Raw genomic sequence first — 18,670 nt, 5'->3', positions numbered from 1 at the left:
TCAGAAGCCGTGCGGCAGCCACGGCTCGACGTCCCCGCGGAACGCCCTGGACGCCTCCGCCAGCGCCCCCGGCCGCAGTTCACGTACCAGCCCCGCCTCCGCCTGCCCGCGCAGCGTCGGCCCGCCCAGGTAGGCCGCGCCCAACTCCTTGACGGACAGCGCCAGGTCGGCCGCGTCCGCGGTCCGCTCGCACGTCGCGCCCTTCGCGTCGCCCGACAGCCGCCAACGCCCGGCGTTCCAGGGGCAGAAGGCGTCCTCCACCTCCAGCACCACATCCACCGGGGCGGTGTACGTCCGCGCCTCCAGCGCCTCGCCGAGATTCACCAGGCGCACGTGCAGGCTGTCGCGGAAGGCCAGTTCACCGCGGCGTACGTCGGACAGGAGATGCAGCAGCGGGTCGTCGACCGGCCGGTTGTAGAACGCCACCCGCGAGGTGAGGTCGATGGAGGACAGATAGCGCCACAGCGCCGCGTAGACCACCGGGTCCAGCGCCTCGACGTCGCTCAGCTTCACGATGTTGTCGGGACCGAAGGAACTCCACGACAGCTTCACCGAGTAGCGCGCGTAACCGCGTACCTCACCGTCCACCTCGGCCACCACGCACAGCCGCTCGCCCGCCCCGTCCCGGCTCGCCGGGGCGTCGAGGAGCGGCACCCGCTCCCAGCCGGGCCGCCTGGCCAGCATGCCGGGCCGGGTCGGCACCACCCGCGCGTAGACGGCCTCGCACGCCTCGCCCGCCGCCTCCAGCGGCACCAGCCGCAGCCGTACGTCGTCCACGCCCGGCAGGGCCCTGACGGCGGTCCTGGTCGTGTCGACGTTGCCGCGGAGCTGCAACGTGCCCGTGCCGTAGCCGAACCGGCCGTAGATCGCCGGTTCCGACGCGGTCAGCACGGCGAGCGGTTCGGGTCCCTCGCGCACGTCGTCGAGCTGCCTGCGCATCATCGAGGTCAGCACACCGCGGCGGCGGTGCGTCGGCTGCACGCTCACCATGGTCACGCCCGCGGCGGGCAGCGACGCCCCGCCGGGCACCGTCACACGGAACGAGAAGGCGCCCGCGGTGCCGACGATCTCCCCGCCGTCCCACACCGCCAACGACCTTTCCAGCTCGGTCAGTTCACGCCACAGCCCCCGTTCCTCCGGGGGCTCGGCCGGCCCGCCGAAAGCCCGCTCCAGGCGGCCGTAGAACTCTTCCCAGTCGTCCCGTTCCAGCACCCGCAGTTCCGTCGTCATAGGCCCTGCCTACCAGCCGCGCCGTCCGCGGGCGAACGTATTTCCGCCGTCTACGTGACAGGTCGGGGGGTATCCGCCCTGCACGGCGGGGCGAACGGTCGATAGGGTCGCCAAGACATGGCAAAGGGCGTCGCGGGCGAGGGGCTCGGGCTGCGGTGGAGCAGATGGCTGCACCGGGCCCGGCTCGGTGTGCGCAGGGCCGGGGTCGACTACTTCCGCGGCGGCGCCTCCGACTGGGTCGGCCTCACCGTACTGATCCTCACCGTCCCCGCGCTGGCGTACACCACCGTGAGCCTGCCCGTCTGGTGCCCGCCCAGCTCCCTGGTCCTGCCGATCCTCACCGGCGGCCTGCTGCTGCGCCCCTCCAGCCTGCTGCTCCTCTACGCGGCCTCCGCCGTCGCGCTGGTCGCGGAATCCGCGGCGCTCGGCCCGTACCGCGAGGGCCCGGCCCGCGTCACGCCCGGCACCGTCCTGGTGGTCACCGCGGTGGCGCTCACCGGCCTGGTCATCGCCCAGTTCAGGGCGCGGGTCGGCGTGCCCTGGCGGGGCGGCCACACCATGCTCTTCGACCTCAGGGAGCGGATCAGGGTCCAGAGCAGACTGCCGCGGCTGCCCGCGGGCTGGCACGCCGAGATGGCGCTGCGCCCGGCGGGCGGCCAGTCCTTCTCCGGCGACTTCGTGGTGGCCACCCGCGGTTCGGTCGGCGGCCGGACGCTGGAGGCCGTGCTCACCGACGTCTCCGGCAAGGGCATGGACGCCGCCTCCCGCTCGCTGCTGCTGTCCGGCGCCTTCGGCGGCCTGCTCGGCTCGCTGCCGCCGCACTCCTTCCTCACCGCCGCCAACGGCTATCTGCTCCGGCAGAATTGGGACGAGGGCTTCGCCACTTCCGTGCACCTGGTGCTCGACCTGGAGAGCGGCGACTACGAACTGCTGTCCGCCGGGCACCTCCCAGGGGTGCAACTGCACGCGGGCAGCGGCCGGTGGGAGGAGAAGGCCGCGGAGGGCCCGCTGCTCGGGGTCTACGACGGGGCCGAATTCCACGGCGTGAAGGGGACGTTGCGCTCGGGGGACGTCCTCATGCTGTTCACGGACGGCCTGGTGGAGACGCCGGACAAGGACATCTCCGAGGGCATCGACCGGCTGATCGGCGAGGCGGACCGCTTCGTGGCGACCGGATTCCGGGGCTCCGCCTGGCGGTTGATCGAAGCGGTCGCCAAGGATGTCAACGACGACCGGGCGCTACTCGTGGTGTGCAGGGACTAGCCGACGGGAATGGGACTATGGGCCTTCGGGTCCAACTGTCGTTCCCCGATGGCACCATGGGACCGGGCGGGGCGGGGGCGCGGCTCCATGCTCCCGGACCGGCGAGGCGTACCGTGAAGAGGAAGTGAACCGCTGTGGCCATCTCCCTGTCCGTAGTGCTGTTGCTGGCGATCATCCTGGTGGTCATGATCCGGGGGAAGAGCATCAAGGTGGGTCCGGCGATAGTGGCGGCCCTCTTCGGTTTCTTCCTCGCCTCCACCAACATGGCGCCGTCGGTCAACCGATTCCTGACCTCACTTGCCGACACCATCAACCAGATAAAGCTCTGACGCGGGCAGCGCCTGCGGGGCCGCCTCCAGAATCCGCCGCAACGCGGCGGTGGCGGTGCCCGTGCCGGACCGTCCGTCCTGCTCCGAGGGCAGGCGGGGGAGGTCCGAGGACGGCGACGTGAGCGAGAGCAGCGTCGCCAGCACCGCGATACGTGTCTGGCCGGGACGCAGAGTGCCCGCCAGCAGCCCGCCCGCCGCCACCAGGTCGACCGCCCCGCCGCCGGTGTAGAGCGGCGCCACCGCGCCCGCCGCGACCCGCGTGCTGACCGCGACCAGGACGCCGTCCGCCGTCGCCTTCCGTACCGCCTCCGCGACCTGCGGATTCGCGTTCCCCGCGCCCGTGCCGACCACGACGACGCCGCGCGCGCCCGCGCCCAGCGCCGCCTCGAAGAGCACGGTGTCGCCGTCGCTGTGGTGCATCAGGACGTCCACCCGCGGCGGTACGGCGCCGGGCGCGGGCAGCGGCAGCGGCTCGGGGCGCGGACGGCGGCGGCCCCACGTCACCCGGCCGAACTCGACGCGGCCCAGCGGCAGTCCGTCCGGCGCGCCGAAGGCGTGCGCGTCCACGGTGTGCTGCTTGACGGTGCCGCGGGCGGCCCAGACCTGGCCCGCGAAGACGATCACCGCGCCGATGTCGCGGCCGGTGGCCGCGGTCAGCAGCGCGTCGTACAGATTGCCCGCCGCGTCGCCGTCCTCCGCGTCCAGCGGCTTCTGCGCGCCGGTGAAGACCACCGGGCGGCGGTCGCCGTGGAAGAGGTCGAGGAAGAAGGCGGACTCCTCCAGGGTGTCGGTGCCGTGGGTGACCACCACGCCGTCCACCGCCGGATCGGCCAGCACCTCGTGCACGGCGTGCAGCAGCCGCAGCTGGTGGTCGGTGGTCAGGCGCGAGCTGTTGACGGTGAACAGGTCCACCACCCGGACCTCGACGCCCTCGGGCACCGCGCCGGCGGCGAGCACTTCCTGCCCTGCCGCCTCCGCCGCGTACCCGTCGCCCTGCCATCGGCTGGCTATGGTGCCCCCGGTGCTGATGACCACGACGTGTCGCACGATGCCTTCGCCTCCGTCTGATTGTGCGCGTCCGGTGCGTTCGCGCGGGGCTCTCCGGACGCCGCCGGATGTCCCCACTCCTCGGGGTGACACTTACCCACTCTGCACCCGGTGCAATGATATGCGCGTAGACCTGACATTTGATTGCTCGTACCGACCGGTATTCGGCCACCGAGTGGTAGGTATTGCCACCATGGACGCCATCGACAGACGAATCTTGCGCGAGCTCCAGGCCGACGGCCGGCTGAGCAACCAGGAACTGGCCCAGCGGGTCGGCCTCACGCCCTCCCCGTGCCTGCGCCGGGTGCGGCAGCTGGAGGACGACGGAGTGATCGAGACCTACCGCGCGGTCGTCGCCCCGGCCGCCGTCGGCCGCGGCTTCGAGGTCTTCGCCTCCGTCGAGGTCCGCCGCGACCGCGCCTCCGTCGCCGCCTTCGAGGCCGAGGTCCAGTCCACCCCCGACGTCGTCGAGGCCTACCGCCTCTACGGCGCCCCCGGCTGCCTCCTGCGCATCGCCGTCGCCGACTCCGACGCCTACGAGCGCTTCTGGACCGACCAGCTCATCGACCTGCCGGGCGTCAGCGACGTCAACTCCCAGATGATCATGAAGCGCATCAAGTCCCCCCAGGGCATCCCGGTCGACTAGAAGGCCGCGACCCGGGTCGACCCGGGCCGATCCGGGCCGACCCGGCGCCGGTCGCGGCGCCGGTCGCGGCGCCGGGGAAACAGAAAGCCCCCGGACGCCGGTCGAGTGATACCGACCGGGCCGGAGGCCGTGGAGCGGGCGACGGGAATCGAACCCGCGTAGCTAGTTTGGAAGACTAGGGCTCTACCATTGAGCTACGCCCGCGGGAGTGTGATGCGCCAGTGATTGTGGCACATCGGATAGTAGCCGGTCGAACCGGTGAACCGGCGGGGGAATACCGGCTGCCCACGCGTACGGGGGCATGTACTCTACGTGTCGCACCAGCGGGGTGTGGCGCAGCTTGGTAGCGCGTCCGCTTTGGGAGCGGAAGGCCGTCGGTTCGAATCCGGCCACCCCGACCAGCGGTTCCGCGATCCCGAGGGGATTCTGGGGGCCGGGGCACGAAGGCCCGGACCGTGCGCATTGTGGTACCGGTAGGATGGGCCGCTGGCGACCGAGCGCGCGGCATGCCGTGTACTGCTTGCCGGACGAGATCACCGGACGATCCGGCGAGATCACCGGATGATCCGGCCGCCCCCATCAACGTAAAGCCCCCAAGGAGACCCAACCGTGAAGAGCGCCGTCGAGACTCTGAACCCGACTCGGGTTCGACTCACTGTCGAGGTGCCCTTCGAGGAGCTCAAGCCCAGCCTCGACGCGGCGTACAAGAAGATCAACCAGCAGGTCACGGTGCCGGGCTTCCGCAAGGGCAAGATCCCTGCGCGCGTCATCGACCAGCGGTTCGGCCGTGGCGCGGTCCTCGAAGAGGCCATCAACGACGCGCTGCCGAAGTTCTACACGGAGGCGGTCAACGAGGGTGAGCTGAACGTACTCGGCCAGCCCGACGTCGACATCACCGAGTTCAACGACGGTGACGAGCTGAAGTTCACCGCCGAGGTGGACATCCGCCCCGCGATCGAGATCCCGGACTACTCCGGCATCGAGGTCGTCGTGGACGCCGTCGAGGTCACCGACGAGGACGTCGACACCTCGCTGGAGCAGCTCCGTGACCGCTTCGCCTCGACCACCACGGTCGAGCGCGCGGCGGCCGAGGGCGACGTCGTGATCGTCGACCTCGAAGCCTCCGTCGACGGCGAGGTGCTGGAGGACGGCGTCGCCAAGGGCGTCAGCTACACCATCGGCTCCGGCCAGCTCCTCGACGGCATCGACGAGGCCGTCATCGGCCTGGAGGCCGGTGGCTCCGCCACCTTCACCTCCGAGCTGAAGGGCGGCTCCGCCGCCGGCAGCGCCGCCGAGGTCAAGGTCGACGTCTCCGACGTACAGGCCCGCGAACTGCCCGCCTTGGACGACGACTTCGCCCAGCTCGCGAGCGAGTTCGACACCCTTGAGGAGCTGCGCGCGGACAGCCGCAAGCGCCTGGAGCGGATGAAGCAGTACGACCAGGCGACCGCCGCCCAGGAGAAGGTCCTCGACGCGCTCATCGAGCTGTCCGAGGTGCCGATCCCGGAGAAGCTGCTCAAGGACGAGATCGAGACCAGGACCCACAACCTGGAGCACCACCAGTTCCCGCAGATGGGTCTGGACTGGGACACGTACCTGGAGCGCGAGGGCAAGACGCGCGAGGAGTACGACGCGGAGCTCGAGGCCCAGGCCGTCAAGGGCATCAAGACCCAGTTCCTGCTGGACGAGCTGGTCAACAAGGAGAAGCTCTCCGTCAACCAGGAGGAGCTGACCGAGCACCTCATGCGCCGTGCGGCGACCTCCGGGATGTCTCCCGACCAGTTCGCCCAGGCCGTCGTCGAAGGCGGCCAGGTGCCGATGCTCGTCGGCGAGGTCGCCCGCGGCAAGGCGCTCGCGGTCGTCGTGGAGTCCGTCAAGGTCACGGACACCAACGGTGAGGTCGTGGACCTCGAGGACGAAGAGGACGAGGACGGCGAGACGGTTGAGGCCGTCGAGGCCGCCGACGAGAAGCCGGAGCCTGTCGAGCAGGCCTGAGCCCCGTCAGGGGCGCGGGGAACCGCGCGATCAGCCACGACGACGGCTGCACGTCACCACCGGCCCCGGAGGGGGCAGTCACGGTTGTTCTCGGACCACCGGCCGGTGGGGACGTGTCGCGCGGTTCCCCGCGCCCCTCGAAGCACCCGCCTCCGCGAGGTGAACGCGCAGGCATGTCCGGGCCGGGCCACCAACCCCCTGTGCCGGCGCGGCGTCTTGGTCTCCGCTGGCAGCGAACAGTTCCGCGTAGGGGATTGCTGGGCCCCACCTGCGCGTTAGGGTCCGTAAGTAGGAGGGCGGGGGCTCGGCACCAGAAGGGGTCGGCCCCGGCCCGGACGAAGACCCTGTGACGGCTTCACGGCCGTCCGACAACGAGCAGGTGGATACGTGACGACTCCGATGCCTTCCGCCGCCGGCGAGCCGACTCTCGGTGGCCTCGGCGACCAGGTCTACAACCGACTGCTCGGCGAGCGAATCATCTTCCTCGGCCAGGCGGTCGACGATGACATCGCCAACAAGATCACCGCCCAGCTCCTTCTCCTGGCAGCCGAGCCGGACAAGGACATCTTCCTCTACATCAACAGCCCCGGCGGCTCCGTGACCGCCGGTATGGCGATCTACGACACGATGCAGTTCATCAAGAACGACGTCGTGACGATCGCCATGGGCATGGCCGCCTCGATGGGCCAGTTCCTGCTGACCGCGGGCACCCCCGGCAAGCGCTTCGCCCTGCCGAACACCCGCATCCTGATGCACCAGCCCTCCGCGGGTCTCGGCGGCTCCGCCACCGACATCAAGATCCAGGCCGAGCAGTTGCTGCACACCAAGCGCCGCATGGCCGAGCTGATCGCCCAGCACTCCGGGCAGAGCTTCGACCAGATCACCAAGGACTCCGACCGCGACCGCTGGTTCTCCGCCGAGGAGGCCAAGGAGTACGGCCTGCTGGACGGCGTCATGCTGTCCGCCACGGAGGTCCCGGGCGGTGGCGGCACCGGCGCCTGATCCGTTCAGGAACCCCAGCCGACAGCACCCAGCTTCCGCATCATCACCAGGACGGTGGACGTGAACAGCATGAACTTCCCCGGCAGCGGCCTGTACGAGCGCACCGAGGCCGAGCGGCCCGGTGTGTTCGGTGCCGAGGCCCGCTACATCATTCCGCGCTTCGTCGAGCGCACCTCGCAGGGCGTGCGCGAGTACGACCCGTACGCGAAGCTCTTCGAGGAGCGCGTGATCTTCCTCGGCGTGCAGATCGACGACGCGTCGGCCAACGACGTCATGGCGCAGCTCCTGTGCCTGGAGTCCATGGACCCCGACCGGGACATCTCGGTCTACATCAACAGCCCCGGCGGCTCCTTCACCGCGCTGACGGCGATCTACGACACGATGCAGTTCGTGAAGCCGGACATCCAGACGGTCTGCATGGGCCAGGCGGCGTCCGCCGCCGCGGTCCTGCTGGCCGCCGGCAGCCCCGGCAAGCGGATGGCGCTGCCGAACGCGCGGGTGCTGATCCACCAGCCGTACAGCGAGACCGGCCGCGGGCAGGTCTCCGACCTGGAGATCGCCGCCAACGAGATCATCCGGATGCGGCAGCAGCTCGAAGAGATGCTGGCCAAGCACTCCACGACGCCGATCGAGCAGATCCGCGACGACATCGAGCGGGACAAGATCCTTACCGCCGAGGAGTCGCTGGCCTACGGGCTGGTCGACCAGATCGTCTCGACCCGCAAGACCTCTGTGACGGTCTGAACACAGTCGGACAACGGACCGGTCGCGCGGGTGGCCCTCCTTGGACTCCACTGAGTGAGTACGTCCAAGGGGGGCCCACACGGGGGTCGCGGCAAGGTACCGTCGATGAGAGAAGCACCAGGCTCCGTTGATCTCGGCGGATCCCAGGCGAAGGGGAAACACCTCGTGGCACGCATCGGTGACGGCGGCGACCTGCTGAAGTGCTCATTCTGCGGAAAGAGCCAGAAGCAGGTGAAGAAGCTCATCGCAGGCCCTGGTGTGTACATCTGCGACGAGTGCATCGATCTCTGCAACGAGATCATCGAGGAGGAGCTGGCCGAGTCCTCCGAGGTGCGCTGGGAGGACCTGCCCAAGCCGCGGGAGATCTACGAGTTCCTCGAGGGCTACGTGGTCGGGCAGACGCCCGCGAAGAAGGCCCTGTCGGTCGCGGTGTACAACCACTACAAGCGGGTCCAGGCGGGTGAGAACGCCGGCCGCGGGCACGACGACGCGATCGAGCTGGCGAAGTCCAACATCCTGCTGCTCGGCCCGACGGGCTCCGGCAAGACGCTGCTGGCCCAGACGCTGGCCCGCATGCTCAACGTGCCGTTCGCCATCGCGGACGCGACCGCCCTCACCGAGGCCGGTTACGTGGGCGAGGACGTCGAGAACATCCTGCTGAAGCTGATCCAGGCGGCGGACTACGACGTCAAGAAGGCCGAGACCGGGATCATCTACATCGACGAGATCGACAAGGTCGCCCGCAAGAGCGAGAATCCGTCGATCACCCGCGATGTGTCCGGCGAGGGCGTGCAGCAGGCGCTGCTGAAGATCCTGGAGGGCACGACGGCCTCGGTGCCGCCGCAGGGCGGGCGCAAGCACCCGCACCAGGAGTTCATCCAGATCGACACCACGAACGTGCTGTTCATCGTGGGCGGTGCCTTCTCCGGTCTGGAGAAGATCATCGAGTCCCGCGCGGGCGCCAAGGGCATCGGCTTCGGTGCGACCATCCGCTCCAAGCGCGAGCTGGACATGGCCGACCAGTTCTCCGAGATCATGCCCGAGGACCTGGTCAAGTTCGGCATGATCCCCGAGTTCATCGGACGGCTGCCCGTCATCACCAGCGTGCACAACCTCGACCGCGAGGCGCTCCTCCAGATTCTGGTCGAGCCGCGCAACGCGCTGGTGAAGCAGTATCAAAAACTCTTCGAACTCGACGGTGTGGAGCTGGAGTTCGAGCACGGCGCGCTGGAGTCCATCGCGGACCAGGCGATCCTGCGGCAGACCGGCGCCCGCGGTCTGCGGGCCATCATGGAGGAAGTCCTCCAGTCGGTGATGTACGAGGTGCCGTCCCGCAAGGACGTGGCCCGGGTCGTCATCACGGCCGATGTCGTGCACTCCAACGTCAACCCGACGCTGGTGCCGCGTGAGCCGCGCATCGTCGGCAAGGGCGAGCAGAAGAGCGCGTAGCGCCACAGATACGAGCACACGCGAAGGGGGCGCCCGGTGGATCCGGGCGCCCCCTTCCGTCTGCGCGGAACGGCTCCGCGGAACGGCTGACCGCGGAACGCTCACGCCGAACGCGTCGGCGTACGGCGTCAGTTGAGCGGGACGCGCACGTCCTTGCGGACCTTCGCGGTGAGCGCCGCCGCCTCGTCGATCGGCATGCCGCTGCCGACGCCGGTGGTGGCCGTCGCCAGGTCGACCGGCAGGGTGTAGCCGACGGTGCTGTAGTCGGCCCACAGGCAGATCGGTGTGGTGAACGACTTGCTGCCCTCGGTGTACTTGGTGTTCTGGCACGACATGACGGCGTCGTCCATGCCCGCGGGCTGCACCTTCTGCGGGCTGCCGACCAGTTCGGTCTTGCCGCCGCCGGATTCCTTGTCGTCGGCGGCCTGCTTCTTGAGGTCGGCGAACATGCCGTCGACCACCTTCTGCGGGTCCGCGACCTTGCCGTAGACACCGCTGAACTCCAGCAGCTTGCCGGTGAGTTGGGACCCGCTGGTGTAGCCCGAGCTGACCTGCTGGGGGTCGGTGACGCCGAGCGTCTTGAGCAGCGTGACGTCCTTGGCGTCGAAGCCGTCGCCGGTGTCCGCGTCCTTCGACTTCTTGTACGTCTCCGCGACGGTCTCGGGCGTGATGAGCTTGTACTGTTTGCCGTCGTTCTTGACGGTGCTCTTGCCGCCGCCCTTGCCGCCGTTGGCGCTGTTGGCGCTGTTGTCGCCGTCACTGCCCTTGGTGAGGAAGAAGACCCCGGCGCCGATCGCGACCAGCGCCACCACGGCGCCGATGATGATCCCGGTGCGCTTCCCGCCGCCACCGCCCTGCGGCGGCACGGGCGGCTGGCCGCCGTAGCCGTACCCCGGCTGCTGCTGCGGCTGCCCGTACGGCGCCTGCTGCGGCGGGCCCTGCTGGGGGTAGCCGTAACCGGGCTGCCCCTGGGGCTGGCCGTACGGCTGCTGCGGCGGCTGGCCGTAACCACCTTGCTGCGGCTGCCCGTATCCGCCCTGCTGCGGCTGCTGCGGCTGCGGCTGCCCGTATCCGCCCTGCTGGGGCTGGTGCCCGTACGGGTTCGGCGGCGGCTGGTTGTCACTCATGTCAGGTGGTCCCCTCGTTTACGACCGTCGGACCATCCTCGCCGATCCTTTATCGGGTTCTTACAGCGGGGGCGATACGGATTCGTAACGGGATGGTCCGCCACCGTAGAATCGTGCCGTGACCGACAACTCTCAGCAGAGCCCCGACCGCGGGCCGCACAGCACCCCCGAACTGCCGACGACCTACACGCCGGCCGAGGTAGAGGGGGCGCTGTACGAGCGCTGGGTAGAACGCGGCTACTTCGAGGCGGACGCGAAGAGCGACAAGCCCGCGTACACCATCGTCATCCCGCCGCCGAACGTCACGGGCACGCTCCACCTGGGTCACGCCTTCCAGCACACGCTGATGGACGCCCTCACCCGCCGCAAGCGGATGCAGGGTTACGAGTCGCTGTGGCTGCCCGGCATGGACCACGCGGGCATCGCCACCCAGAACAAGGTCGAGCAGCAGCTCGCCGACGAGGGCAAGTCCCGGCACGACATCGGCCGCGAGGCGTTCGTCGACCGCGTCTGGCAGTGGAAAGAGGAGTACGGCGGCCGGATCCTCGGCCAGATGCGCCGCCTCGGCGACGGCGTGGACTGGTCCCGCGAGCGCTTCACCATGGACGAGGGCCTGTCCAAGGCCGTCCAGACCATCTTCAAGAAGCTGTACGACGACGAGCTGATCTACCGCGCCGAGCGGATCATCAACTGGTGTCCGCGCTGTATGACGGCGATCTCGGACATCGAGGTCGACTACCAGGACGACGACGGCGAGTTGGTCTCGCTGAAGTACGGCGAGGGCGACGAGACGGTCGTCGTGGCGACCACCCGCGTCGAGACGATGCTCGGCGACACCGCCGTCGCCGTCCACCCGGACGACGAGCGGTACCGGCACCTGGTCGGCAAGCGGATCAAGCTGCCGCTCACCGACCGGACGATCCCGGTCGTCGCCGACACGCACGTCGACCCGGAGTTCGGCACCGGCGCCGTCAAGGTGACGCCCGCGCACGACCCGAACGACTTCGCGATCGGCCAGCGGCACGGCCTGGAGTCGCTGACCGTCATGGACGAGCGCGCGGTCATCACCGCGCCCGGCCCCTTCCAGGGCCTGGACCGCTTCGAGGCGCGGTCCGCGATCGTCGAGGCGCTGCGCGAACAGGGCCGGATCGTCGCGGAGAAGCGTCCTTACGTCCACTCCGTCGGCCACTGCTCGCGCTGCAAGACCACCATCGAGCCGCGGCTGTCCCTCCAGTGGTGGGTCAGGGTCGAGCCGCTGGCGAAGGCGTCCGGCGACGCGGTCCGCGACGGCCGGGTCAGGATCCACCCGCCGGAGCTGAACAAGCGGTACTTCGACTGGGTCGACAACATGCACGACTGGTGCATCTCGCGCCAGTTGTGGTGGGGCCACCGCATCCCCGTCTGGTACGGGCCGAACGGCCAGCAGATCTGCGTCGGACCGGACGACGAGGTGCCGTCCGGCGAGGGCTGGACGCAGGACTCCGACGTCCTGGACACCTGGTTCTCGTCCGCCCTGTGGCCGTTCTCCACGCTGGGCTGGCCCGAACAGACGCCGGATCTGGAGAAGTTCTATCCGACCGACGTCCTGCTCACCGGCCACGACATCATCTTCTTCTGGGTCGCCCGGATGATGATGTTCGGCCTGTACGCGATGGACGGCACCCCGCCGTTCCACACCATCGCGCTGACCGGCCTGGTCCGCGACGAGTTCGGCAAGAAGATGTCCAAGTCCAACCCCAACTCGGTGGACCCGCTGGACTGGATGGACAAGTACGGCTCGGACGCCGTCCGCTTCACCCTGGCCCGCGGCGCCAACCCCGGCGCCGACGTGCCGATCGGCGAGGACTGGGTCCAGGCGTCCCGCAACTTCGCCAACAAGATCTGGAACGCCACGCGCTTCGCGCTGATGAACGGCGCCACCGTCCAGGGCCCGCTGCCCGCGCCCGAGGAGCTGTCGGCCACCGACCGGTGGATCCTGTCCCGGCTGAACACGGTCGTCGCCGAGGTCAACGGCCTGTACGACGACTACCAGTTCGCGAAGCTCAGCGACAGCCTCTACCACTTCGCGTGGGACGAGGTCTTCGACTGGTACGTGGAGCTGTCCAAGACCGTCTTCTTCGCGGGCGGCGACGGCGCCCGGGTCTCCGGGCGGGTCCTGGGCGAGGTCCTGGACGTGATGCTGCGGCTGCTGCACCCGATCGTCCCCTTCGTCACCGAGACGCTGTGGACGACGCTGACCGGCGGCGAGTCGCTGGTCGTCGCGGACTGGCCGAGCGACAGCGGCTTCCGGGACGCGGCGGCCGAGGCGGAGATCGCCGAGGTCCAGCGGGTGGTCACCGAGGTCCGCCGCTTCCGCTCCGACCAGGGGCTCCAGCCCGGCCAGAAGGTCCCGGCGCTGCTGACCCTGGACGGGACGCTGCTCGCGCCGCACGAGGACGCCATCCGCCAGGTGCTCCGGCTCCAGCCCGCGGGCGAGGACTTCCACGCCACCGCGACGCTGCCGGTCGCGGGCGCCACGGTCGCGCTCGACCTGTCCGGCACGATCGACGTTCCGGCCGAGCGCAAGCGGCTCACCAAGGATCTCGGCCTGGCCGAGAAGGAGAAGGCCGACGCCGAGAAGAAGCTGGGCAACGAGGCGTTCCTCGGCAAGGCGCCCGAGCCGGTGGTGGCCAAGATCCGTACGCGGCTGGCGACCGCCGAGGCCGACATCGCCCGGATCACCGCGCAGATCGCGGCCCTCCCTTCGGCCTGACCGCACCGAGGGCCGCCCGCCCCGAAGGGCCACCGTGTGCCACGGGCCCGGACCGCGCACCCGCGGTCCGGGCCCGTGGCCGTTTCCGCTCGCGGGCTCCGTAGACTGGGCGCTGTGAGCGAGCACCCGCACAACGGCGACGGCCCCGAAGACGACGCGTACGAAATCCAGGACACCGCCTACGACGTGGACGACGACGTCGAGGACGCGGACGGGGCGGCCGGCGGTACCCTCCGCGAGGCCGACCTGGCCGTCATCGAGGCGGGCAGCCGGACGCTGCGGGCCGGTGTCAGCCCGGTCGCGGCCGAGGACGACGTACCGGCGCGGCCCGCGGACCCCGCCGTCGACCGGGAGCTGCGCACGGTCGAGGAGGAGCTGCTCGGCCGCTGGCCCGAGACGAAGCTGGAGCCCTCGCTCGACCGGATCACGGCGCTGATGGACGTCCTCGGCGACCCGCAGCGCGCCTACCCGGCGATCCACATCACCGGCACCAACGGCAAGACCAGCACCGCCCGGATGATCGAGCGGCTGCTGCTCTCCTTCGACCTGCGCACCGGCCGCTACACCAGCCCGCACGTGCAGTCCGTCACCGAGCGGATCAGCCTGGACGGCGCGCCGATCTCCGCCGAGCGGTTCATCGAGACCTACCGTGACATCCAGCCCTTCGTCGGCATGGTGGACGACGCGCAGCCGCACCGGCTGTCGTTCTTCGAGGTGCTCACCGGGATGGCGTACGCGGCCTTCGCGGACGCGCCGGTCGACGTCGCGGTGGTCGAGGTCGGCATGGGCGGCGGCTGGGACGCCACCAACGTGGTGGACGGCCAGGTCGCCGTGGTCACCCCGATCGCGCTCGACCACACCGACCGGCTGGGCTCCACGCCCGGCGAGATCGCGGTGGAGAAGAGCGGCATCATCAAGAAGAACGCCACCGCCGTCCTGGCCCAGCAGCCCGCCGACGCGGCGCAGACGCTGCTCAAGCGGGCCGTGGAGGCGGACGCGACGGTCGCCCGCGAGGGCATGGAGTTCGGCGTCGTGCACCGCGAGGTCGCCGTCGGCGGGCAACTGCTGACGCTGCGCGGCCTGGGCGGCGAGTACGAACAGGTCTTCCTGCCGCTGCACGGCGAGCACCAGGCGCACAACGCGGCGGTCGCGCTGGCCGCCGTCGAGGCGTTCTTCGGGATCGGCAGCACCCAGTCGCGCACCCTCGACATGGACACCGTGCGGGCCGCGTTCGCCTCGGTCACCTCGCCCGGCCGCCTGGAGGTGGTGCGCCGCAGCCCCACCGTGGTGCTGGACGCGGCGCACAATCCGGCGGGCGCGGCCGCCGCGGCGGCGGCGGTCGGTGAGGCGTTCGGCTTCACGCACCTGGTCGGTGTGGTCGGGCCGAGCGGCGACAAGGACGTACGCGGGCTGCTGGAGGCGTTCGAGCCGGTCTTCTCCGAGGTGGTCGTCACCCGTAACTCGACGCACCGCGCGATGGACGTGGACGAATTGGCGGCGCTGGCCGTCGAGGTGTTCGGGGACGACCGGGTGCAGGTCGAGCCGAGGCTGGACGACGCGCTGGAGGCGGCGATCACGCTCGCCGAGGACGAGGGCGAGTTCTCCGGGGCCGGAGTGCTGGTCACCGGTTCCGTCATCACCGTGGGAGAGGCCCGGCTGCTGCTGGGCCGCAAGTGAAGGGGGCGGGACGATGCGGACGCTGTGTGCGAGCACGCTGATCGGCGAGTTCTTCGTCATCGGCTTCGCCGGTCTGGTCGCGATGAAACATCCCGACCTGTCGATGGGCACCGTCTGGACGGTGTGCGGGATCGCCATGGCGCTGTGCGTGCTGCTGTGCGGGATGCTCACCCGGCCGGGCGCGCTGACCGTCGGCTGGGTGCTCCAGGCCGCGCTGGTGGTCAGCGGGTACTGGGTCGGCACGATGTTCTTCCTCGGCGTGATCTTCGCCGGTCTGTGGTGGGCGGCGATCCACTACGGGCGCAAGGTGGACGTCCTGAAGGCCCGGCACGCGGCGCAGGCCGAGGCGCGGGCACAAGACCGTGCGCGGGCCCAGGAAGCGTGACCCCAGCCGCACCGTCCGTCCCGTCCGTCCCGGCCCGGTGTCCGCCGGGCACCGCCCGCCCTTGTAGGCTCGTCATACTTCGCACCCCGCCGGCCGGAGCCCATACGGCCGCGCCCCCCGCGGCCGCACCCCGCCGGCCGCACGCCGCACCCGTACAGAGAACCCGTACACCGAACCCGTAGACCGCACACAGCAGGAGCCGTCCCGTGTCGCAGCGCACCCTTGTCCTTCTCAAGCCGGACACCGTCCGCCGCGGCCTGATCGGCGAGGTCGTCGGCCGCATCGAACGCAAGGCGGGCTGGACCGTCGCCGCGCTCGAACTGCGCACCCTGGACCGCGGCACGCTGGAGCAGCACTACGCCGAGCACGTCGGCCGCCCGTTCTACGAGCCGCTGATGGACTTCATGGCGTCGGGCCCCGCGGTCGCGATGGTCGTCGAGGGCGAGCGGGTCATCGAGGGCGTCCGCGCGCTGGCCGGTCCGACCGACCCGATCGCCGCCGCGCCGGGCTCCATTCGGGGGGACTTCGGGACGATTGTCCGGGAGAATCTGATCCACGCCTCGGACTCCGAGGAGTCCGCCGAGCGCGAGATCAAGATCTTCTTCCCCGGTCTGGCCTAATCCCGGGACCTGGCTGTTCGGGTACGGAGTACCGTTGCTGACGCCCCGTCGGACCAGGCGCCCGGGGGAATCCCGCCGCCCCGGGCATATGCCGTCGGCGATCGGGAACCAAACACCCCGACACGGCGTCACCATTACAGAGGTCCGCTGTGTGTTCTGATGACAATGACGTCGGAACCCCGACCCCGTGCCCCGCCGGGCGCGACTACGATGGAATCTCCGCTCAAGCTCGGGAAGGCCAGACGTATCCACATGGCGAACAACATGTCGTTCATCGGCCGTGACATGGCAGTCGACCTCGGGACGGCCAACACGCTGGTGTACGTCAGGGGCCGCGGGATCGTCCTGAACGAGCCGTCGGTCGTGGCCGTCAACACCAACACCGGCGGCATCCTCGCGGTCGGTTCCGAGGCCAAGAAGATGATCGGCCGCACCCCCGGCAACATCGTCGCGGTGCGCCCCCTGAAGGACGGCGTCATCGCCGACTTCGAGATCACCGAGCGCATGCTGCGCTACTTCATCCTCAAGATCCACAAGCGGCGGTACCTGGCCCGCCCGCGGGTGGTCGTCTGCGTGCCCTCCGGCATCACCGGAGTCGAGCGACGCGCCGTCATCGAGGCGACCACGCAGGCCGGCGCCCGTACCGTGCACATCATCGAGGAGCCGATGGCGGCGGCGATCGGCGCCGGGCTCCCGGTGCACGAGGCCACCGGCAACATGGTGGTGGACATCGGCGGCGGCACCACCGAGGTCGCGGTGATCAGCCTCGGCGGCATCGTCACCGCCCAGTCCATCCGCGTCGCGGGTGACGAGCTGGACAACGCGATCATCCAGCACATCAAGAAGGAGTACAGCCTCCTGCTCGGTGAGCGGACCGCGGAGCAGATCAAGCTCACCATCGGCTCCGCCTTCGCCTCCAAGGACGACGACGAGCACACCGAGATCCGCGGCCGTGACCTGGTCAGCGGCCTGCCCAAGACCGTGGTGATCTCCGCGGCCGAGGTGCGCAAGGCCATCGAGGAGCCGGTCAACGCGATCGTCGACGCGGTGAAGACCACCCTGGACAAGTGCCCGCCCGAGCTGTCCGGCGACATCATGGACCGCGGGATCGTGCTGGCCGGCGGCGGCGCGCTGCTGCGCGGCCTGGACGAGCGGCTGCGGCACGAGACGGGAATGCCCATTCACATCGCCGAGTCGCCGCTGGACTGCGTGGCGCTGGGCGCGGGCAAGTGCGTCGAGGAATTCGAGGCACTCCAGCAGGTGCTCGACTCCTCGCCACGCAGATGAGGCACGGGCAGCACACGGGCTCACCGGTCGCCCGCAGCGACGGCGGGAACCCGCCCCACAAGCTCTGACCGGCCGCGGTGCACAGCGGCGGCAGGTCCGATGAGGAAGGCACGGACTGGCGCCCGTGAGGGACACACGAGAGAGCCGGCTTCTGCTGGTGCTGCTGGTGGTGATCGCGTTCGCGCTGATCACCGTGGACATCAGGGGCGGTGAGGACTCACCGCTCGACCGGCCACGGCAGGCGGCGCAGTCCGTCTTCGGCCCCGTCGAGAACTCCGTGTCAGGCGTTGTCGACCCGGTGGGCAACGCCATAGACGCGGTCCGCGACTCCGGCGGACGCAACAGCACCATCAGCCGCCTGCAACGCGAGAACGAGGCGCTCAAGCAGCAGCTCGGCAGCAAGGACGTCACCCGTAACCGGGCGGCGGAGCTGGACAAGCTGCTGAAGACCGCGGGCGCCGGTCAGTACGCCATCAAGGGCGCGCAGGTCATCGCGATAGGAGCCGCGCAGGGATTCTCCTGGACGGTCACCATCGACGCGGGCAGCAAGGACGGCGTCACCCGCGACATGACGGTCATCGACGGTGACGGCCTGGTCGGCCGGGTCACCACCGTCGGCCCCTCCACCTCCACGGTGCTGCTCGCCAACGACCCGGACTTCACCGTGGGCACCCGCATGGAGGGCTCCATGGAGCTGGGCTTCGCCACCGGCCAGGGCAACCAGCCGATGCGCGTGCAGCTCCTCAACGGCAAGGCCACGGTGCACAACGGCGACCGGCTGGTCACCTTCGGCTCCGAGGCGGGCAAGCCGTTCGTGCCGGGCGTGCCGGTCGGCAAGGTCGTCGGCGTCGACCCCTCGGGCGGCAACCTCACCAAGACCGTCCAGGTGCAGCCGTTCGTCGGCTTCACCCGGCTGGACATCGTCGGTGTCGTCGTCCAGGGCCCGCGTGCCGACCCGCGCGACAGCGTGCTGCCGCCGAAGCCGACCCCGTCGCCCAAGCCGAAGCCCACATCCACGCCCAAGCCCGGCTCGACCCCGACCGGCGGCGCCACCCCCGGCACCACGGCCGGCACCACGGAAAATACGACAAGCAACGGCAAGAGGGGCTGAGACACC

General features: G+C 70.1%; 16 protein-coding genes and 2 tRNA genes. 14 read left to right on the top strand and 4 right to left on the bottom strand.

What is annotated here, in order from left to right; all coding sequences use genetic code 11:
* Entirely contained in the window at positions 1-1,230 is a 1,230-nt protein-coding gene (locus tag ACFY9V_RS09175; RefSeq protein ID WP_391160360.1) for a GNAT family N-acetyltransferase, read from the bottom strand.
* A 117-nt stretch (positions 1,231-1,347) separates the two neighbouring features.
* Here ACFY9V_RS09175 and ACFY9V_RS09170 point away from each other — a divergent pair, with 117 nt between their 5' ends.
* Positions 1,348-2,493, top strand: a complete 1,146-nt coding sequence (locus tag ACFY9V_RS09170) for a PP2C family protein-serine/threonine phosphatase (protein ID WP_355349518.1) — start codon at positions 1,348-1,350, stop codon at positions 2,491-2,493.
* 134 nt (positions 2,494-2,627) lie between these two features.
* Positions 2,628-2,822: a hypothetical protein gene (locus tag ACFY9V_RS09165; RefSeq protein WP_093715861.1), complete on the top strand. Its 195-nt coding sequence runs from the start codon at positions 2,628-2,630 to the stop codon at positions 2,820-2,822.
* Here the strand turns inward: ACFY9V_RS09165 and ACFY9V_RS09160 are convergent.
* Positions 2,787-3,869 (bottom strand): asparaginase, encoded by a 1,083-nt coding sequence (locus tag ACFY9V_RS09160; protein WP_355349521.1) that lies wholly within the window; start codon positions 3,867-3,869, stop codon positions 2,787-2,789. The two genes, ACFY9V_RS09165 and ACFY9V_RS09160, sit on opposite strands and share 36 nt — an antisense overlap.
* A gap of 193 nt (positions 3,870-4,062) precedes the next feature.
* Here ACFY9V_RS09160 and ACFY9V_RS09155 point away from each other — a divergent pair, with 193 nt between their 5' ends.
* A complete protein-coding gene (locus ACFY9V_RS09155; protein WP_355349524.1) occupies positions 4,063-4,515 on the top strand; it encodes an Lrp/AsnC family transcriptional regulator in 453 nt (150 codons plus the stop codon).
* A 130-nt stretch (positions 4,516-4,645) separates the two neighbouring features.
* Here the strand turns inward: ACFY9V_RS09155 and ACFY9V_RS09150 are convergent.
* A tRNA-Gly gene (locus tag ACFY9V_RS09150) sits at positions 4,646-4,719 on the bottom strand.
* Positions 4,720-4,839: 120 nt separating this feature from the next.
* On the opposite strand from ACFY9V_RS09150, the gene ACFY9V_RS09145 reads away from it, so the two are divergent.
* The 5 genes from ACFY9V_RS09145 to clpX all read left to right on the top strand — a co-directional run bounded on the left by ACFY9V_RS09145 (position 4,840) and on the right by clpX (position 9,705).
* Positions 4,840-4,916 (top strand) — tRNA-Pro (locus tag ACFY9V_RS09145).
* 208 nt (positions 4,917-5,124) lie between these two features.
* Positions 5,125-6,510, top strand: a complete 1,386-nt coding sequence (tig, locus tag ACFY9V_RS09140; RefSeq protein WP_391116891.1) for a trigger factor — start codon at positions 5,125-5,127, stop codon at positions 6,508-6,510.
* A gap of 399 nt (positions 6,511-6,909) precedes the next feature.
* Positions 6,910-7,512 (top strand): ATP-dependent Clp protease proteolytic subunit, encoded by a 603-nt coding sequence (locus ACFY9V_RS09135; protein ID WP_355349570.1) that lies wholly within the window; start codon positions 6,910-6,912, stop codon positions 7,510-7,512.
* Between the two features lie 69 nt (positions 7,513-7,581).
* Positions 7,582-8,256 carry an ATP-dependent Clp protease proteolytic subunit gene (locus tag ACFY9V_RS09130; RefSeq protein WP_223187111.1) on the top strand — a complete coding sequence of 225 codons (675 nt, stop codon included), beginning with the start codon at positions 7,582-7,584 and terminating at the stop codon, positions 8,254-8,256.
* 165 nt (positions 8,257-8,421) lie between these two features.
* Positions 8,422-9,705 carry an ATP-dependent Clp protease ATP-binding subunit ClpX gene (gene clpX / locus ACFY9V_RS09125; protein ID WP_188282316.1) on the top strand — a complete coding sequence of 428 codons (1,284 nt, stop codon included), beginning with the start codon at positions 8,422-8,424 and terminating at the stop codon, positions 9,703-9,705.
* 128 nt (positions 9,706-9,833) lie between these two features.
* On the opposite strand, the gene ACFY9V_RS09120 is transcribed toward clpX, so the two are convergent.
* Positions 9,834-10,832 (bottom strand): hypothetical protein, encoded by a 999-nt coding sequence (locus tag ACFY9V_RS09120; protein ID WP_391160358.1) that lies wholly within the window; start codon positions 10,830-10,832, stop codon positions 9,834-9,836.
* Between the two features lie 118 nt (positions 10,833-10,950).
* On the opposite strand from ACFY9V_RS09120, the gene ACFY9V_RS09115 reads away from it, so the two are divergent.
* The 6 genes from ACFY9V_RS09115 (at position 10,951) to mreC (ending at position 18,664) form a co-directional block, all read left to right on the top strand.
* Positions 10,951-13,584 carry a valine--tRNA ligase gene (locus ACFY9V_RS09115; protein ID WP_391160356.1) on the top strand — a complete coding sequence of 878 codons (2,634 nt, stop codon included), beginning with the start codon at positions 10,951-10,953 and terminating at the stop codon, positions 13,582-13,584.
* A 114-nt stretch (positions 13,585-13,698) separates the two neighbouring features.
* Positions 13,699-15,261: a glutamate ligase domain-containing protein gene (locus ACFY9V_RS09110; protein WP_391160354.1), complete on the top strand. Its 1,563-nt coding sequence runs from the start codon at positions 13,699-13,701 to the stop codon at positions 15,259-15,261.
* Between the two features lie 13 nt (positions 15,262-15,274).
* Complete coding sequence (locus ACFY9V_RS09105; RefSeq protein WP_355349537.1) at positions 15,275-15,646, top strand: DUF4233 domain-containing protein; 372 nt, start codon at positions 15,275-15,277, stop codon at positions 15,644-15,646.
* Positions 15,647-15,852: 206 nt separating this feature from the next.
* A complete protein-coding gene (gene ndk / locus ACFY9V_RS09100; RefSeq protein WP_188282321.1) occupies positions 15,853-16,266 on the top strand; it encodes a nucleoside-diphosphate kinase in 414 nt (137 codons plus the stop codon).
* 264 nt (positions 16,267-16,530) lie between these two features.
* Positions 16,531-17,553: a rod shape-determining protein gene (locus ACFY9V_RS09095; protein ID WP_355349577.1), complete on the top strand. Its 1,023-nt coding sequence runs from the start codon at positions 16,531-16,533 to the stop codon at positions 17,551-17,553.
* Between the two features lie 124 nt (positions 17,554-17,677).
* Positions 17,678-18,664 (top strand): rod shape-determining protein MreC, encoded by a 987-nt coding sequence (mreC, locus tag ACFY9V_RS09090; RefSeq protein WP_391160352.1) that lies wholly within the window; start codon positions 17,678-17,680, stop codon positions 18,662-18,664.
* Positions 18,665-18,670: the final 6 nt, after the last annotated feature.

The sequence above is a fragment of the Streptomyces sp. NPDC008317 genome, assembly GCF_042955955.1.
In the GTDB taxonomy this organism is placed as follows: Bacteria; Actinomycetota; Actinomycetes; order Streptomycetales; family Streptomycetaceae; genus Actinacidiphila.
This window is presented reverse-complemented; position numbering and strand designations above follow the sequence as displayed.

What these genes read in the sequence shown, in the direction of transcription:
- ACFY9V_RS09175 (WP_391160360.1), bottom strand. Translation starts at nt 1,230, where the DNA reads ATGACGACGGAACTGCGGGTGCTGGAACGGGACGACTGGGAAGAGTTC.
- ACFY9V_RS09170 (WP_355349518.1), top strand. Translation starts at nt 1,348, where the DNA reads ATGGCAAAGGGCGTCGCGGGCGAGGGGCTCGGGCTGCGGTGGAGCAGA.
- ACFY9V_RS09155 (WP_355349524.1), top strand. Translation starts at nt 4,063, where the DNA reads ATGGACGCCATCGACAGACGAATCTTGCGCGAGCTCCAGGCCGACGGC.
- ACFY9V_RS09135 (WP_355349570.1), top strand. Translation starts at nt 6,910, where the DNA reads ATGCCTTCCGCCGCCGGCGAGCCGACTCTCGGTGGCCTCGGCGACCAG.
- ACFY9V_RS09130 (WP_223187111.1), top strand. Translation starts at nt 7,582, where the DNA reads ATGAACTTCCCCGGCAGCGGCCTGTACGAGCGCACCGAGGCCGAGCGG.
- ACFY9V_RS09120 (WP_391160358.1), bottom strand. Translation starts at nt 10,832, where the DNA reads ATGAGTGACAACCAGCCGCCGCCGAACCCGTACGGGCACCAGCCCCAG.
- ACFY9V_RS09105 (WP_355349537.1), top strand. Translation starts at nt 15,275, where the DNA reads ATGCGGACGCTGTGTGCGAGCACGCTGATCGGCGAGTTCTTCGTCATC.
- ACFY9V_RS09095 (WP_355349577.1), top strand. Translation starts at nt 16,531, where the DNA reads ATGTCGTTCATCGGCCGTGACATGGCAGTCGACCTCGGGACGGCCAAC.